We start from the raw sequence: 17227 nt of genomic DNA, 5'->3' as shown, positions 1-17227 counted from the left end.
TTTTTGTTACACTAGATAGAAAGACTGTAGGAGGATAACTGACGCTATCATCAGTATCCGAGAGAAATTTCATTTTATTTCACAGACTAACTAAAGGAGACATAATGGCAGACCGAGGCTTGCTAATCGTTTTTTCTGGTCCTTCAGGAGTTGGGAAAGGAACGGTTAGAAGAGAGATTTTTGAGAGTTCTGAGAATCAATTTCAATATTCTGTATCGATGACGACACGTGCGCAACGTCCTGGTGAAGTGGACGGGGTGGACTATTTCTTCCGTACTCGTGAAGAGTTTGAAGAGCTGATCCGTCAAGGTCAGATGTTGGAATATGCAGAATATGTCGGTAATTACTATGGAACTCCTTTGACCTATGTCAATGAAACTCTGGATAAGGGAATCGATGTCTTTCTTGAGATTGAAGTCCAAGGAGCTCTTCAGGTTAAGAAAAAGGTCCCAGACGCTGTCTTTATCTTTCTAACGCCACCAGATTTGGATGAATTGCAAGATCGTTTGGTAGGTCGTGGAACAGATAGTGCAGAAGTGATTGCCCAACGAATCGAAAAAGCCAAGGAAGAAATTGCCCTCATGCGTGAGTATGATTATGCTATTGTCAACGATCAGGTGCCCCTCGCTGCTGAACGTGTCAAGCGTGTGATCGAAGCAGAACACTTCCGTGTGGACCGTGTTATTGGTCACTACCAGGAGATGTTGCCAAAATCTCCAACTACTCGATAAACTATAGGAAACAGGTACAAGCAAATGATGTTAAAACCCTCTATCGATACCTTGCTAGACAAGGTACCATCAAAATATTCACTCGTAATCTTGGAAGCAAAACGTGCCCACGAACTAGAAGCAGGTGCGCCAGCTACTCAAGAGTTTAAGTCTGAAAAATCAACTCTTCGCGCTTTGGAAGAAATCGAGTCAGGAAACGTTACGATTCACCCAGATCCAGAAGGAAAACGTGAAGCGGTTCGTCTCCGTATCGAAGAAGAGAAACGCCGCAGAGAAGAAGAAGAAAAGAAAATCAAAGAGCAAATCGCTAAAGAAAAAGAAGATGGTGAAAAAATTTAAGGTTGGGGGGACTCAATCTTATTTTTTCTATTGCAAGAATTTGCTGACAAGAAGGAGGTGGGAAGATGGCTATTGCAAAGATTATCGTGGATATTCCCTTGATGCAGACGGACCAGCCCTATAGTTATAAGGTACCTGAGGAATTTGTAGACATGCTGGAAGTTGGTATGCGAGTCCATGTTCCTTTTGGCAAGGGCAATCGTTTGATCCAAGGGATTGTGTTGGGCTTGGAGTTCCAGTTGGATGAAGAAGTGGCTGATCAGGACTTGAAAGAGATTGCAGAAGTCCTAGACTTTACGCCCGTCTTGACCCAGGAGCAACTCTGGCTGGCTGAGGAGCTACGTAAGTCTGTCTTTTCTTACAAAATCTCCATTCTAAAAGCCATGCTTCCAGGATTTTTAAACTCCAGTTATGATAAGATTCTCTATCCTCTAGAAGACCTAAGTCAGGCAGACAAAGAGCGCTTGTTTGGTTCAGAAGATTCGCTAGCCTTTTCTTCTCTAGATTTAGCTAAGCAGGCAGAAATGATGCGCTTGACCAGAAAAGGGTTGCTTCGTTTAGAGTACCAGGCAGTCGATCAGAAGAAGGTCAAGACCCAGTCTTGGTATGAGGTTCATGTCGAGCGGTTAGAAGGTATTGAGATTTCTGCGCGTGCTAAGAAAAAGGCAGAGCTCAGAGACTATTTGCTTGCTCATGCGGGAAGTGCTCCTCTGGCTAGTTTGTTAGAGTCCTACTCGCGGGAGCAAGTCAACTTCTTTGTGGAACAAGGAGCTCTAACCCTAGTACAAAAGGAAGTGCAACGTTCAGCTGTTTATTTTGAAGGCATTGAAGCCAGCCAACCTTTGGAATTGAATCCTGAACAAAGACAGGCACGTGATGCGGTTGTCAGTGCTATTAGCAGTCAACAGCCTCCTTTCCTCCTTCAAGGAATTACAGGAAGTGGGAAAACGGAGGTATACTTGCAGATTATCCAAGGGGCCTTGGACAAGGGCAAGACGGCTATTTTACTGGTACCTGAGATTTCTTTGACGCCACAAATGACGGAGCGGTTCGTTGCTCGTTTCGGCGAGAAAGTAGCTATTCTTCACTCAGGCCTGTCCAATGGTGAAAAGTACGATGAATGGCGCAAGGTTGAGCGTGGCGATGCCCAAGTTGTCGTTGGCGCTCGATCAGCTATCTTTGCTCCTTTGAAAAATCTAGGTGTCATGATTATCGATGAAGAGCATGAAGCTAGCTACAAACAAGACAGCAATCCCCGTTATCATGCCAGAGAGGTCGCCATTTTACGGGCCCAGTACAATCAAGCAGCACTGGTCCTTGGTTCGGCAACACCGAGCTTAGAAAGCCGTGCGCGGGCTGGCAAAGGTGTTTATCAACACTTACGCCTGACCCAACGAGCCAATCCTTTAGCCACCATTCCTGAGGTTCAAGTGATTGACTTTCGTGACTATATCGGGCAGAATGAGACATCAAACTTTACGCCTCCTTTGCTAGAGGCCATTCGAGATCGCCTGGATAAAAAAGAACAGGTAGTCCTCATGCTCAACCGTCGGGGTTATTCTAGCTTTGTCATGTGTCGGGAGTGTGGGACGGTGGATACTTGTCCCAACTGTGACATTTCTCTGACTCTCCACATGGATACCAAGACTATGAACTGCCATTACTGTGGCTTTTCTAAGGGAATTCCTCATGTCTGTCCCAACTGTCAGAGCCGCAGTATTCGCTACTACGGTACAGGAACTCAGAAAGCCTACGATGAGCTAGCAGAGCTCTTTCCTCAGGTCCGCATTCTGCGGATGGATGTGGATACGACCCGCAAGAAAGGTAGTCACCAAGCTCTTCTTGACCAGTTTGGTCAAGGGGAGGCAGATATCTTGCTGGGAACTCAGATGATTGCCAAGGGATTGGATTTTCCAAATGTGACCCTAGTCGGAGTGCTCAATGCGGATACGGTCTTGAACTTGCCTGATTTCCGTTCTTCTGAGAGAACCTTCCAGCTCTTAACTCAGGTTGCTGGTCGCGCAGGTCGTGCGGAAAAAGCAGGGCAGGTCTTGATCCAGTCATACAATCCTGAGCACTATGCCATTCGTTTTGCCAAAGATCAGGACTACGAAGGCTTTTACGCTTATGAAATGAGTATCAGACGCCAACTTGGCTACCCACCTTATTATTTCACTATTGGGATTACCCTCTCTCACAAGAACGAAGAAGAGGTTGTCAAACGTGCCTATGAAGTTATGGGGATTTTGCGCTCAGGTTTATCGGAAACTAGTAAAATCCTTGGACCAACGCCAAAACCCATCGCCCGTACCCACAACCTTTATCATTACCAGATTTTGATTAAATACCGTTTAGAAGATGAGCTGGGACCAACTCTCAATCGAGTTTTGGCCTTGACTCAAGAACGGGAAAATAGCGAGCTCCGTCTCAGCATTGACCATGAGCCGCAGCAATTTTTATAAGAAGGAGAAGAAATGACAAAACTAATCTTTATGGGGACACCTGAATTTTCAGCGACAGTTTTGAAGGGGTTGTTATCAGATGATCGTTACGAGATTCTAGCTGTTGTGACCCAGCCAGACCGCGCTGTCGGCCGTAAAAAAGTGATCCAAGAAACCCCGGTTAAGCAGGCTGCCAAAGAAGCAGGCCTTCCCATCTACCAACCTGAAAAATTATCTGGGAGTCCAGAGATGGAAGACATTATGAAGCTAGGGGCGGATGGGATTATCACTGCTGCTTTTGGGCAGTTTCTCCCAAGTAAACTCCTTGATAGCATGGACTTTGCGGTCAACGTTCACGCTTCCCTTCTTCCAAAACACCGTGGTGGTGCGCCTATCCATTATGCCTTGATTCAAGGGGATGAGGAAGCTGGTGTGACCATTATGGAGATGGTTAAGGAAATGGATGCAGGAGATATGATTTCTCGTCGTAGCATTCCTATCACAGATGAGGACAATGTCGGGACCTTATTTGAGAAATTAGCGATTGTAGGTCGTGACTTGCTTTTAGATACTCTTCCTGCTTATATAGCTGGTGAAATTCAGCCAGAACCGCAAGATCCAAACCAGGTTACATTTTCTCCAAATATCAAACCAGAGGAAGAAAAATTGGACTGGAATAAGACTAATCGTCAACTCTTCAACCAAATCCGTGGAATGAACCCGTGGCCTGTTGCCCACACTTTCCTTAAAGGCGATCGCTTTAAGATTTATGAAGCCCTTCCAGTAGAAGGTCAGGGAGCTCCAGGTGAGATTCTGTCTATTGGCAAGAAAGAATTGATCGTTGCAACGGCAGACGGAGCTCTATCTCTCAAGCAAGTGCAGCCAGCAGGTAAGCCTAAGATGGACATTGCATCCTTCCTCAACGGAGTTGGACGAACATTGACTGTAGGAGAACGATTTGGTGACTAAAGTAGAAACGGCTAGAAATCTAGCTCTAGCAGTGCTAGAGGATGTTTTTGTCAACCAAGCATATTCCAATATTGCTTTAAATAAACACCTCAAAGGCAGTCAACTCTCAGCAGCAGACAAGGGTTTGGTGACAGAGATTGTCTACGGAACGGTAGCCCGCAAACTCACCTTAGAATGGTATCTGTCCCACTTTATCGAAGACCGAGATAAGCTAGATAACTGGCTCTATGTTCTTCTTCTCATGAGCGCCTATCAACTCTGTTATCTGGACAAGGTGCCTGACCATGCTGTGGTCAATGAAGCAGTGGAACTAGCCAAAGCCCGTAAAAAAGGCAGTGAAAAATTGGTCAACGCTGTCCTTCGTCGTATCTTGCGAGAAGGGTGGCCAGATATTGAAACTATCAAACGCAAAAACAAGCGTGATTCCATTGCCTATTCTCTCCCAGTTTGGTTGGTGTCTAAACTCAAGGAAGAATACGGCGAAGAGCGAGCCCGAGTTATCTTTGAAAGTCTTTTGGTGCGCAACAAAGCTAGCATTCGAGTGACTGACTTGAGCCGAAAAGAGGAAATCAAGGCCGTGTTAGAGGCGAGTGATTCACCTTTGGCCGCTTCTGGTCTGGTCAAGGAGCAGGGACACTTTGCGGGACATGATTTGTTTTTAGAGGGTGCTATTACCATCCAAGACGAGTCCAGTCAACTGGTTGCTCCGGCTCTTGATCTACAAGGGGATGAAGAGGTCCTAGATGCCTGTGCCGCTCCGGGTGGGAAAACAGCCCATATGGCTTCTTACCTCACATCTGGAAAGGTTACGGCTTTGGATCTTTATGATCACAAGTTGGACTTGATCCAAGAAAACGCCCAACGTTTGGGTGTGGCGGATCGGGTTCAGACACAAAAATTGGACGCCAGAAAAGTACATGAATTTTTCGGTCGGGACTCATTTGACAAGATTTTAGTAGATGCTCCTTGTTCTGGAATTGGACTTTTGCGCCGCAAACCAGATATCAAATACAACAAAGAAACAGCGAATTTCGCATCATTACAGCAAATTCAGCTGGAAATATTAGGTAATGTTTGTCAAACCTTACGAAAAGGTGGTATAATAACGTATAGTACCTGTACTATTGTCTCAGAGGAGAACTTTCAAGTTGTTGAAGCTTTTTTAGAAAGTCATCCAGAGTTTGAACAGGTAAAACTAGAACACGAATGCAAGGATATCTTGAAAGATGGCTGCATCTTGATCACCCCTGAACTATACGGAAGTGATGGATTCTTCATTAGCCAATTTCGCAAGATATCAGATTAGGAAGGAACTGACACAATGGAAATAGCATTATTAACAGATGTTGGTCAGAAACGAACAAATAACCAAGACTATGTCAATCACTTTGTCAACCGAGCAGGACGCACCATGATCATCTTGGCTGATGGGATGGGAGGACACCGTGCAGGAAATATCGCTAGTGAGATGGCGGTAACAGACCTAGGCGTGGCTTGGGTTGATACCCAAATTGACACGGTCAATGAAGTTCGTGAATGGTTTGCCCACTACCTAGAAATTGAAAATCAAAAAATTCATCAACTTGGTCGCGATGAGGCTTATAAAGGAATGGGGACAACCCTTGAAGCAGTAGCCATTATTGGAAATCAGGCCATCTATGCTCACATCGGAGATTCTCGTATTGGTTTGATTCGTGGTGAAGAGTATCATCAGTTGACGAGTGATCATTCCTTGGTTAATGCTTTGTTGAAAGCTGGCCAATTGACCCCAGAAGAAGCAGAAAGCCACCCTCAAAAGAATATCATCACACAGTCTATCGGACAAAAGGATGAAATTCAGCCAGATTTTGGTATGATTACGCTGGAGACTGGGGATTATCTCCTGCTCAATAGTGATGGTTTGACTAATATGATTTCAGGTAGTGAGATTTACGATATTGTAACCAGTGATATTTCCTTGGAAGACAAAGTGGCAACCTTAATTCGTTTTGCCAACAATGCAGGTGGTTTAGATAATATTACAGTTGCCCTTATTTACATGAACGAGGAGGCTATAGAATGATCCAAATCGGCAAAATTTTTGCCGGACGGTATCGGATTCTAAAACAGATTGGTCGAGGAGGCATGGCAGATGTCTATTTGGCCAAGGATTTGATCTTGGATGGGGAAGAGGTAGCTGTCAAGGTCCTGAGGACCAACTACCAAACTGACCCAATAGCTGTAGCGCGCTTTCAGAGAGAAGCGAGAGCTATGGCAGATCTAGACCATCCTCATATCGTTCGGATAACAGATATCGGTGAAGAAGACGGCCAACAATACCTAGCGATGGAGTATGTGGCTGGCCTTGACCTTAAACGATATATCAAAGAAAATTACCCTCTTTCAAATGAGGAAGCAGTTCGTATTATGGGACAGATTCTCTTGGCTATGCGTTTAGCACATGCTCGCGGGATCGTTCACAGAGATTTGAAACCTCAAAATATCCTTTTGACCCCAGATGGTACTGCCAAGGTCACGGACTTTGGGATTGCAGTAGCCTTTGCAGAGACCAGTCTGACTCAGACCAATTCTATGCTAGGATCTGTTCATTACCTGTCACCTGAGCAAGCGCGTGGCTCAAAAGCGACTTTCCAGAGTGATATCTATGCCATGGGGATTATTTTCTATGAAATGCTGACTGGTCATATCCCTTACGATGGGGATAGTGCGGTTACGATTGCTCTCCAGCATTTTCAAAAACCACTACCATCAGTCATTGCTGAAAATCCATCTGTACCTCAGGCTTTAGAAAATGTCGTTATCAAGGCAACCGCTAAGAAGCTATCGGATCGCTATCAGTCGGTTTCAGAAATGTATGTGGACTTGTCAACTAGCTTGTCCTATAATCGTCGAAATGAACCTAAACTGGTCTTTGATGATGCCAATAAGGCGGATACCAAAACCTTGCCAAAGGTTTCGCAAAGCACTCTAACTTCTATCCCTAAAACTCAGGTGCAAGAAGAACGCCCATCAGTAAGAAAACCAACTCAAGAAATTTCAAATCAGGCGTCTGTACAAAAGCCAGCTAAAAAACGGAAGTTTAAGGCTCGCTATATGATTATACTAGCTGGTCTATTGTTAGTTGCAGCTTCTCTCATTTGGATTTTTTCTAAAACTCCGGCAACGATTGCCATTCCTGACGTGGCTGGACAAACCGTTGCAGAGGCCAAAGAAACCCTTAAAAAGTCCAATTTTGAAGTAGGCGAGGAAAAATCAGAGGCCAGTGAGACGGTGGCTGAAGGCCGAGTCATTCGAACAGATCCAGAAGCTGGAAGTGGCCGAAAAGAGGGAAGCAAGGTAAATCTAATCGTTTCATCAGGCAAGCAATCCTTCCAGCTGAGTAACTATGTGGGACGTAAGTCCTCGGATGTTATTGCAGAACTCAAAGAGAAAAAGGTTCCGGAAAATCTCATCAAGATTGAGGAAGAGGAATCTAGCGAGGGCGAAGAGGGAACTGTTTTAAGGCAAACACCAGCTGCAGGAAGTACTTATGATTTGACCAAGGCAACCAGTATTGTTTTGACGGTTGCTAAGAAAGTGACCAGCGTTTCGATGCCAAGTTATATTGGATTAAGTCTCGAATTTACTAAGAACAATTTGATTCAAATTGTTGGTGTAAAAGAAGCTAATATCGAAATTGTGGAAGTATCAACTGCTCCTGAAGGAACTACTGCAGGAATAGTTGTTAGTCAGGATCCTAAACCTGGTGAAAAGGTGGATCTTAATAAAACACGTATTAAGATTTCGATTTATAAACCGAAACCAGCTCCTTCATCATCCTCATCATCAAGTTCATCCCAACGTGAGAATCAAGGAACAGATACAACACCAACACAGGGAAACCATCAAGGTAATAACCCGTCCACTAATCCATCAAGTGGAGAGAGAACACAAGTTCCAACACAAGACTAGATGAATCTTTGTCATGATTTCATGACAAAGATTTTTTTATCACAAGATTTTGTGATAAAATATAGGGAGTAGAAAAAAGGAGGAGAAAATGGACGAATCGAGAGAGTTAAATGCCATCATTGATGTCATTATGCTAGCAGGAACCATTCTCTTGAAAAGTGGTTCGGAGATTCATCGGGTTGAGGATACCATGATCCGTATTGCCCATTCACAAGGAATTATGGATTGCAATGTTCTTGCCATGCCCGCTGCTATTTTCTTTTCTATCGAAAACACCAATATTTCTCGGATGAAACGGGTGACCTCATCCTCTTATAATATTGAAAAAGTTTGCGATGTCAACCAAGTATCACGGGAGCTTGTGGGTGGGCAGATTGATCTCTCGACAGCCTTTAAAAAGCTGAAGGAAATCAGAAATCAAGCCCTTCCTTATACCAAGTTCCAAGTGACTGTAGCAGCGACTCTCAGTGCCCCTTTCTTCTCGATTATGTTTGGGGGCAATGTCTATGACGCTTTTGGCGCAGCTATTGCGACCTTATTTGGATTTGCCTTCTCTCTTTATGTAGAGAAGTTTGTCCGAATTCCATTTGTAACAGCCTTTGCGGGTGCCTTTGTTTTCGGATTGATCGCCCAGTTCTGGGCCCGCTATACTGGATTTCCTTCGACGGCAGACCTGATCATAGCAGGAGCCGTCATGCCCTTTGTTCCAGGGATTGCTCTGACAAATGCGGTACGGGATATCATGACCAACCATATCAACTCTGGTATGAGCAAGATGTTCGAATCTTTGCTCATTACCCTCGCTTTAGGGGCTGGCACCTCTGTCGCCCTGGTTTTGATGACATAAGATGACTCTAACAAGTATTTTACTCCAAGCAGTTGCGAGTTTGCTCGCCATTATCACCTTTTTAATCGTACTGAATGTCCAACGCTCCATGCTCCTTCCTGGTGGTATTCTCGGAATGGGCGTTTGGCTCCTCTATCTCGTACTCAAAGAACCAACCAATGTCATCGTTGCAACCTTTATCGCAGCGGTGATTGGTTCTTGTATCAGCCAGATTTTAAGTATTCTCTATAAGACACCAGCAGTGGTTTTTGTCTTGGCTATTCTTGCCCCCTTGGTACCAGGTTATTTATCCTATCGAACGACAGCTTTCTTTGTGACAGGCGATTACAGCCATGCTATTGCCAGCGCGACCTTGGTGGTTATGTTAGCTCTAGTCATTTCTATCGGAATGGCTAGTGGAACGGTGATTTTAAAGATTTATTACTACATTCGAAAACAGAGAGGAATCTCCTCCTAAGGCTGTCAAAGAAAAGGCTTGATTTGGTGAATCAAGTCTTTTTTCTCTCTTTTGCCCCTATTTGTGATAAAATAGAATGAAACGATTTTTTACAATGAATGAAAATACAGAGGTAAATATGACAATCGGTATTGATAAGATTGGTTTTGCAACCAGTCAATATGTCTTGAAATTACAAGACCTAGCAGAAGCAAGGGGAGTTGATCCCGAAAAATTTAGCAAGGGACTCTTGTTAAATGAAATTAGTATTGCACCACTGACTGAGGACATTGTTACCTTGGCTGCTAGTGCCAGCAACTCTATTTTAACAGACAAAGAAAAAGAAGAAATCGACATGGTCATCGTGGCGACTGAGTCAGGAATTGACCAGAGTAAGGCGGCAGCAGTCTTTGTTCATGGTCTATTAGGCATACAGCCTTTCGCCCGTAGCTTTGAAATCAAGGAAGCCTGCTATGGAGCAACAGCTGCCCTCCATTATGCCAAGTTACATGTGGAAAATTCTCCAGAATCAAAAGTCCTAGTCATTGCCAGTGATATTGCCAAGTATGGTGTGGGGACTCCGGGTGAGCCCACCCAGGGAGTTGGAAGTGTAGCGATGCTAATCACAAAAAATCCGCGCATTATGGCCTTTAACAATGATAATGTTGCTCAAACTCGTGACATCATGGATTTCTGGCGACCAAACTACTCAACGACTCCTTATGTCAATGGTGTTTATTCAACCCAGCAGTATTTGGATAGTCTCACGACGACTTGGGATGAATACAAGAAGCGCTACGATTGGACCATAGGTGATTTTGCAGCCATCTGTTTCCACTTACCTTATCCTAAGCTGGCCCTAAAAGGCTTGCGCAAGATGATGGACAAGACTCTATCTCAAGAAAAACAGGATAGTTTGCAAGAAAACTTTGACAAATCAATTCTCTACAGTCAGATGATTGGGAATATCTATACAGGTTCCCTCTTCCTCGGACTCCTCTCCCTTTTGGAAAATGCAGATAATTTGAAGGCTGGCGATAAAATTGCCCTCTACAGTTACGGAAGTGGAGCTGTTTCAGAGTTCTTTAGTGGTGAATTGGTCGAAGGCTATGAGGCCTATCTAGACAAAGAACGCTTGAGCAAGCTCAAGCAGCGTACAGCCCTATCCGTTGCAGACTATGAAAAAGTCTTCTTTGAAGAGGTGCAGTTGGATGAGTCGGGTTCAGCCCAATTTGCAGCTTATGAACATCAAGACTATGCCTTGGTGGAGATTGTCGACCACCAACGCCGATATAGCAAGGTTGAAAAATAATGAAGATAAGTTGGAATGGATTTTCTAAAAAATCATACCATGAGCGCCTTGAACTGTTGCGAGCTCAGGCGCTCCTTAGTCCTGAAAAGCAAAGGAGTCTAGAGCAGGATGAGCAAGTCAGTTTGGCTGTTGCAGACCAGCTGAGTGAGAATGTGGTGGGAACTTTTTCTCTGCCTTATTCGATCATTCCAGAACTTTTGGTGAATGGTCAGGATTACACAGTTCCTTATGTGACAGAAGAACCCTCAGTGGTTGCTGCGGCCAGCTATGCCAGCAAAATCATCAAGCGAGCAGGCGGTTTTACTGCTCAAGTTCATCAGCGCCAGATGATTGGTCAGGTAGCCCTTTATCAAGTTGCTGATCCTGAACAAGCGCAAGCGAAGATTGCCAGCAAGAAGGCTGAGCTCTTGGAACTTGCCAATCAAGCCTATCCTTCCATCGTTAAACGAGGAGGTGGGGCGCGTGATTTGCGTGTAGAGCAGATTAAGGGAGAAACTGACTTTCTCGTTGTTTATCTCCATGTCGATACCCAGGAAGCCATGGGAGCCAATATGCTCAACACCATGCTAGAAGCCTTGAAACCAGTCTTGGAAGAACTCAGTCAGGGACAGAGTCTCATGGGAATTTTATCCAACTATGCGACCGATTCTCTAGTGACAGCAAGTTGTCGTATTGCCTTTAGGTACTTGAACCCTCAAAAGGACCAAGGACGTGAAATTGCAGAGAAGATGGCTTTGGCTAGCCAGTTTGCGCAGGCTGATCCTTATCGAGCGGCTACTCACAATAAAGGGATTTTTAATGGTATCGATGCCATTTTAATCGCCACGGGTAATGACTGGCGTGCTATCGAAGCTGGGGCTCATGCCTTTGCCAGTCGAGATAGACGCTATCAAGGTCTTAGTCAATGGAAGCTGGACATGGAAAGAGAAGAATTGGTCGGTGAGATGACCCTACCTATGCCTGTAGCGACCAAGGGTGGCTCAATCGGTCTCAACCCACGTGTAGCTCTTAGTCACGAGCTACTGGGAAATCCTTCTGCTAAGGAACTTGCACAAGTCATCGTTTCTATCGGTCTCGCCCAAAACTTTGCGGCCCTCAAAGCCTTGGTCAGTACGGGCATCCAGCAAGGTCACATGAAATTGCAGGCCAAATCCCTAGCTCTCCTAGCTGGTGCTAGTGAGACCGAGGTTGCTCCCCTCGTTGAGCGCCTCATCGCAGATAAAACCTTTAACTTAGAGAGAGCTCAGCAATTTTTAAAAGACTGGCGCTCTTAACCAGTTGAAACCGTGGTATTAGTCTCAAAAAATGAAACATAGGGAAAACAAATTCATTGTCAATTGAAAAGTCTCACATATAACGATGAACAAGAGAGGATTACATTATTCTCTCTTTTTTTGATATTTGAATCACAGAGAATGTCCCCATTATGATTATTACTTTCCTTGTTATTATGCCTCATAACTAATATAGTCGTTTTTCAATAATACAATCCTTTACAGTTAATTCAAGGGAAATATCATCCATTTCTTACTTTAGGGTATGAAAGTGAAGTAATTCTATGGTGAATGGTTTTATAGTAATAAAGATCATTCTAGTAATGTTTTAAAACTCCTCTAAAAAGGATTTTCCCATTCTTATGTTTACACTACTTTAGAAAATAGCATATGTTTGTAACCCCTTCCATGTTTGTTGTTGTATTTTAAAACTTTTAGGTATAAAATGGAAGTATATAAAATGGGATGAAAAGGGGATGAATCATGTCTAAGAAAAAGTCCGATACGCTTTGGGCTAAGAAAAAGGAAGAAAATGGTAGATTTTTTTGGTTACCCTTGTCTCAGCATCTAGAAGATACAAAAAATATAACTGGACTTCTCTGGGAGCATTGGTTAAGTGAGGGGCAAAAAAAACTGATTGAGGATTCTCTGGATTCAGCAACATATAATGGAGATTTAGGGAAACGACTTGCACAATTTTTAGCTGCTGTTCATGATATCGGGAAAGCAACTCCAGCCTTTCAAACTCAAAGAGGATTTGCAAATTCAGATGATTTGGATATTCAACTATTAGAAAAATTGGAGCAGTCAGGATTTACTAAAATTAGTTCACTTCAACTATCATCACCGAAAAAGAGTCATCATAGCCTTGCGGGTCAATATTTGCTATCTAGTTATGGTGTTCAAGAGGATATTTCGACAATTATTGGTGGACACCATGGACGACCGATTGATACGATTGAGGATGTAAAAAATCAAGGGAGCTATCTTTCAAACTATTTTCAAAATGAAAGTAGGGAGAGTGCTATCCATAAGAACTGGGATTTGGTTCAAAAAGAAATCTTCAACTGTGCTTTAGATGAGTTTGGGTTTGACTCTGTGAAAGAGCTTCCTAAAATTAAACAGCCAGCTCAAGTTATCTTATCAGGATTGCTGATTATGGCTGACTGGATTGCTAGTAATGAGAACTACTTTCCTTTATTGAGTGTCAATGAAAAAGAGGAGGTGGATAAGTCAAGACGCCTTCAAGATGGGTTTGAAAGGTGGAAAAAAACTAGTTTGTGGCAACCTAAATATATCTCAGAACCAGATAGTCTCTATAAGGAAAGATTTGGATTTGAACCTAATAATGTTCAATCAATCTTATCTCATGTTATTACTCAAATATCTAAACCTGGGATTGTAGTTCTAGAAGCACCAATGGGGTTAGGGAAGACAGAAGCTTCATTGATTACAGCGGAGCAGTTAGCTACTAAGACGGGAAGAAGCGGTCTTTTTTTTGGTTTACCAACTCAGGCGACATCGAATGGAATTTTTAATCGTATTGAAAAATGGGTTGAAAGTTTAAAAGATGATTCTGAAGACATACTATCTATTCAGTTGGTACACGGGAAAGCAGCTCTAAACGAAGATTTTTTAAAACTTAAAGCTAATACATTTAATTTTGACGATGTAGAAAATGGTAGTGTTATCATTAATGAATGGTTTTCTGGGAGAAAGACTTCGGCTTTAGATGATTTTGTAGTGGGGACTGTTGATCAGTTCTTAATGTTAGCATTGAAACAAAAACATTTAGCTTTACGTCATCTAGGTTTTAGTAAAAAGGTTGTTATTATTGATGAAGTTCACGCCTATGATGCTTATATGAGTCAATATTTGATGGAGGCGATAAAATGGATGGGAGCCTATGGCGTTCCAGTAGTCATTTTGTCGGCGACATTACCTTCTCAACAAAGAGAAAATATCCTTAAAAGCTATATGTCTGGGATGGGGCTCAAATGGCGAGATATTGAAAATACGGACCAATTAAAGACAGACGCTTATCCTTTAATCACTTATAATGATGGCTCAGAGATTCACCAAGTTACAACATTCAATAAGCAAAACATAAAAGACATTCACATCATTCGTTTACAAGAAGAGCAGTTATTGGGAACGGTTAAAGATGGCCTTGAGGGCGGTGGAGTAGTTGGAATCATTGTCAATACAGTGAGAAGATCCCAAGAGTTGGCAAGAAACTTTTCGGAAATTTTTGGAGATGATATGGTAGAATTGCTTCATTCCAGTTTTATTGCGACCGAAAGAATCCAAAAAGAGAAAGAATTATTACAACAAATCGGAAAAAATGTAGAACGTCCACATAAGAAAGTTATCATTGGAACTCAGGTGATTGAGCAATCCTTGGATATTGACTTCGATGTGATGATAAGTGATCTGGCACCTATGGACTTGCTAATACAACGTATTGGACGACTTCATCGACACCAAATAGAACGGCCTCAAAAACATGAAATAGCTAGGTTTTACGTTTTAGGAACTTCCGAAGAGTTGGATTTTGAAGAAGGAAGTAGTTTTGTTTATGGTGATTATCTATTAGCCAGAACTCAGCACTTTTTACTAGATATCATGAGATTACCAGATGATATTTCACCATTAGTCCAGAAAGTTTATAGTCCAGATTTTACAATTGAGTTTTCAAGTCAGGAATTTCAGCAAAAATATTTAGATGCTAAGACAGAGCATGATGTCACGATCAAAAATAAGGAAACAAAGGCAAGAACATACCGTATCGATGATCCTGTCTTAAAAATATCGAGATATAGAAACAATAGTCTGATTGGCTGGTTGAAGAACCTGCATCCAAACGATAGTGAAGAAAAATCTAATGCTCAGGTTCGTGATGTTGAAGATACAATTGAAGTGATTGCTTTAAAGAAAATGTCTGATGGCTATAGCTTATTTATTGAAAATCAAGATATATCTCAGAATATTGATAATCCTTCGGTCGCTAAAAAAGTAGCACAAAATACTTTACGACTTCCGATGAGTTTATCCAAAGGATATAATATCGATCAAACTATTGAAGAGCTTGAAAGGTATAACAACAGCTATTTAAGTCAATGGCGAAATTCATCGTGGTTAAAAGGAGCTCTCGGGATTATTTTTGATGAAAACAATGAGTTTATTCTCAATGGGTTTAAACTCTTATATGATAAAAAATATGGAATTACAACGGAGAGGTTGAATAAGAATGAGTCGATTTAATTTGCTAGATGAACCCTGGATTTCTGTCGTTTATGATGAAAAAGGAACAACAAAAGAAGTTTCCTTGCAGGAATTGTTTATAAATGCTCATCAGTACAAAGATTTAGCAGGAGATACAAAAACGCAAGATTTTGCTGTGCTACGAGTTTTGCTGGCTGTGTTACATACTGTTTTTTCACGCTTTGATGCAGATGGTAATGTCTATGAGTATCTGGCAGTAGATGAGCGGTTTAAACAAATTGAGCCTGTGGAAGAATCTGATATTGCTGACTATCAGGATGATTTATATGATACATGGATAGATCTTTGGGAAAGTGGTAAGTTCCCAGACATTGTTAATCATTACCTAGAAAAATGGCGGGATCGCTTTTACTTATTTGATGAGGAATATCCATTTTTTCAAGTTAGAAAAGAGGATATTGCAGCAGACAAAATTAGTAAAGCAAAAGCAAGCAGTATCTCTGGGAAAAATATCAATAGAACGATTTCAGAGAGTGACAATAAGTTAGCCTTATTTTCCCCCAAGAGTAGTAAAAATAAAGAACAATTGACTGCTTCCGAACTTACACGATGGCTTTTAACTTTTCAAGGGTACTCAGGATTATCCGATAAAGTTATTTTTGGAAAAGAAAAATATAAAGTGTCAAAGGGCTGGTTGTTTGATATCGGGGCAGTTTTTATACAGGGAACTTCTTTATTTGAAACGCTGTTATTAAATTGTATCTTGCCATTCTATGACTATGGTAATTTAGAAAGTATTCAATGTCCCTGTTGGGAATTTGCTAGTTCTGATAATATTAATCGCTATTTGTTTGGTAGTGAATGTACAGATTTAGCTAATCTGTATACGATTTGGAGCAGAGGGATTTATATTGATCCAAAATATGATTTAAATAAGCCTTTCTCTTTTGAGATTGTAAAATTACCCGAAATCAATCATCAGGACAATTTTTTAGAGCCAATGACAACATGGAAATATAATACTACAGGAGAAAATAAAGATAGCTATACTCCTAGGAAACATCTCTTGAATCAATCGTTGTGGCGGTCATTTGGTTTGCTAGCAGTAGAAGATAGAACAGGGCACTTTAGAAGACCGGGAATTATTGATTGGCTAGGAGATATAGGTGACACAATAGGAAATAGATTATTTAATATTATTTCCATTAGTATGCAGGACGATGGAAATGCTACTTCATGGCTTCCAACTGATGAAGTTATTGACTCTATACTTATCAATGATTTAGTTTTGGCTGATTTTAATGAGAGTGGTTGGGTACCACGTATTAATGAGGTGGTGGAAGAAACAAAAACTGTCATTTCTAAAGTATATAAACGCTATATAGAGGATCTAAAAGAAATTAGGAATATCTCCAACAACAATTATACTAATCAGATGGTTGAAATGCTCTATTTCAAAATCGATCACCCTTTTCGTGAATGGTTATCCAGTATCCTACCAGATGATGAAAAGGATCCTAAAATCAAAGAATGGAGAGATTTACTGAAAAAAATGATTAAAGCTGAAGCAAAGAGCATCTTAGGTCAAGGAGGAACGAGGGACTATCTCGGTATTGAAAAAGATGGTCGAATAAAAAATATTGCAACTGCATATAATTCATTTGATTATTTGCTTCATCAACAATTAAAATAGGAGGTGTGT

General features: G+C 41.9%; 13 protein-coding genes. All 13 read left to right on the top strand.

The window, feature by feature from the left end; genetic code table 11:
- Positions 1 to 104 precede the first annotated feature (104 nt).
- The 13 genes from gmk to K1I97_RS00575 all read left to right on the top strand — a co-directional run bounded on the left by gmk (position 105) and on the right by K1I97_RS00575 (position 17218).
- Positions 105 to 731, top strand: coding sequence for a guanylate kinase (gene gmk / locus K1I97_RS00635; RefSeq protein ID WP_000775041.1), 627 nt, complete (start codon positions 105 to 107; stop codon positions 729 to 731).
- A 24-nt stretch (positions 732 to 755) separates the two neighbouring features.
- On the top strand, positions 756 to 1070 hold the full coding sequence (rpoZ, locus tag K1I97_RS00630; RefSeq protein WP_002875802.1) for a DNA-directed RNA polymerase subunit omega: 315 nt from the start codon (positions 756 to 758) through the stop codon (positions 1068 to 1070).
- A 65-nt stretch (positions 1071 to 1135) separates the two neighbouring features.
- Positions 1136 to 3532, top strand: a complete 2397-nt coding sequence (locus tag K1I97_RS00625) for a primosomal protein N' (RefSeq protein WP_223331073.1) — start codon at positions 1136 to 1138, stop codon at positions 3530 to 3532.
- A 12-nt stretch (positions 3533 to 3544) separates the two neighbouring features.
- Positions 3545 to 4480 carry a methionyl-tRNA formyltransferase gene (gene fmt / locus K1I97_RS00620; RefSeq protein ID WP_223331074.1) on the top strand — a complete coding sequence of 312 codons (936 nt, stop codon included), beginning with the start codon at positions 3545 to 3547 and terminating at the stop codon, positions 4478 to 4480.
- Positions 4473 to 5786, top strand: coding sequence for a 16S rRNA (cytosine(967)-C(5))-methyltransferase RsmB (rsmB, locus tag K1I97_RS00615; RefSeq protein WP_223331075.1), 1314 nt, complete (start codon positions 4473 to 4475; stop codon positions 5784 to 5786). The genes fmt and rsmB overlap by 8 nt, the downstream gene beginning before the upstream one ends.
- A 15-nt stretch (positions 5787 to 5801) precedes the next feature.
- Positions 5802 to 6542 carry a Stp1/IreP family PP2C-type Ser/Thr phosphatase gene (locus tag K1I97_RS00610; RefSeq protein ID WP_223331076.1) on the top strand — a complete coding sequence of 247 codons (741 nt, stop codon included), beginning with the start codon at positions 5802 to 5804 and terminating at the stop codon, positions 6540 to 6542.
- Entirely contained in the window at positions 6539 to 8431 is a 1893-nt protein-coding gene (gene pknB, locus K1I97_RS00605) for a Stk1 family PASTA domain-containing Ser/Thr kinase (RefSeq protein ID WP_223331077.1), read from the top strand. Before K1I97_RS00610 ends, pknB begins: the two co-directional genes overlap by 4 nt.
- 88 nt (positions 8432 to 8519) lie before the next feature.
- Entirely contained in the window at positions 8520 to 9278 is a 759-nt protein-coding gene (locus tag K1I97_RS00600) for a threonine/serine exporter family protein (protein ID WP_084971362.1), read from the top strand.
- 1 nt (position 9279) lies between these two features.
- Positions 9280 to 9735 carry a threonine/serine exporter family protein gene (locus K1I97_RS00595; RefSeq protein ID WP_084971360.1) on the top strand — a complete coding sequence of 152 codons (456 nt, stop codon included), beginning with the start codon at positions 9280 to 9282 and terminating at the stop codon, positions 9733 to 9735.
- A 118-nt stretch (positions 9736 to 9853) separates the two neighbouring features.
- Positions 9854 to 11026, top strand: a complete 1173-nt coding sequence (locus K1I97_RS00590) for a hydroxymethylglutaryl-CoA synthase (protein ID WP_223331173.1) — start codon at positions 9854 to 9856, stop codon at positions 11024 to 11026.
- On the top strand, positions 11026 to 12300 hold the full coding sequence (locus K1I97_RS00585; RefSeq protein ID WP_223331078.1) for a hydroxymethylglutaryl-CoA reductase, degradative: 1275 nt from the start codon (positions 11026 to 11028) through the stop codon (positions 12298 to 12300). Before K1I97_RS00590 ends, K1I97_RS00585 begins: the two co-directional genes overlap by 1 nt.
- 483 nt (positions 12301 to 12783) lie before the next feature.
- The gene (gene cas3, locus K1I97_RS00580) at positions 12784 to 15564 is read left to right on the top strand and encodes a CRISPR-associated helicase Cas3' (protein WP_223331079.1); all 2781 of its coding nucleotides are present in this window, start codon (positions 12784 to 12786) and stop codon (positions 15562 to 15564) included.
- Positions 15551 to 17218, top strand: a complete 1668-nt coding sequence (locus tag K1I97_RS00575) for a type I-E CRISPR-associated protein Cse1/CasA (RefSeq protein WP_223331080.1) — start codon at positions 15551 to 15553, stop codon at positions 17216 to 17218. The genes cas3 and K1I97_RS00575 overlap by 14 nt, the downstream gene beginning before the upstream one ends.
- The last annotated feature ends 9 nt before the right edge of the window (positions 17219 to 17227 follow it).

Source organism: Streptococcus oralis, assembly GCF_019929345.1.
Taxonomy (GTDB): Bacteria; Bacillota; Bacilli; order Lactobacillales; family Streptococcaceae; genus Streptococcus.
This window is presented reverse-complemented; position numbering and strand designations above follow the sequence as displayed.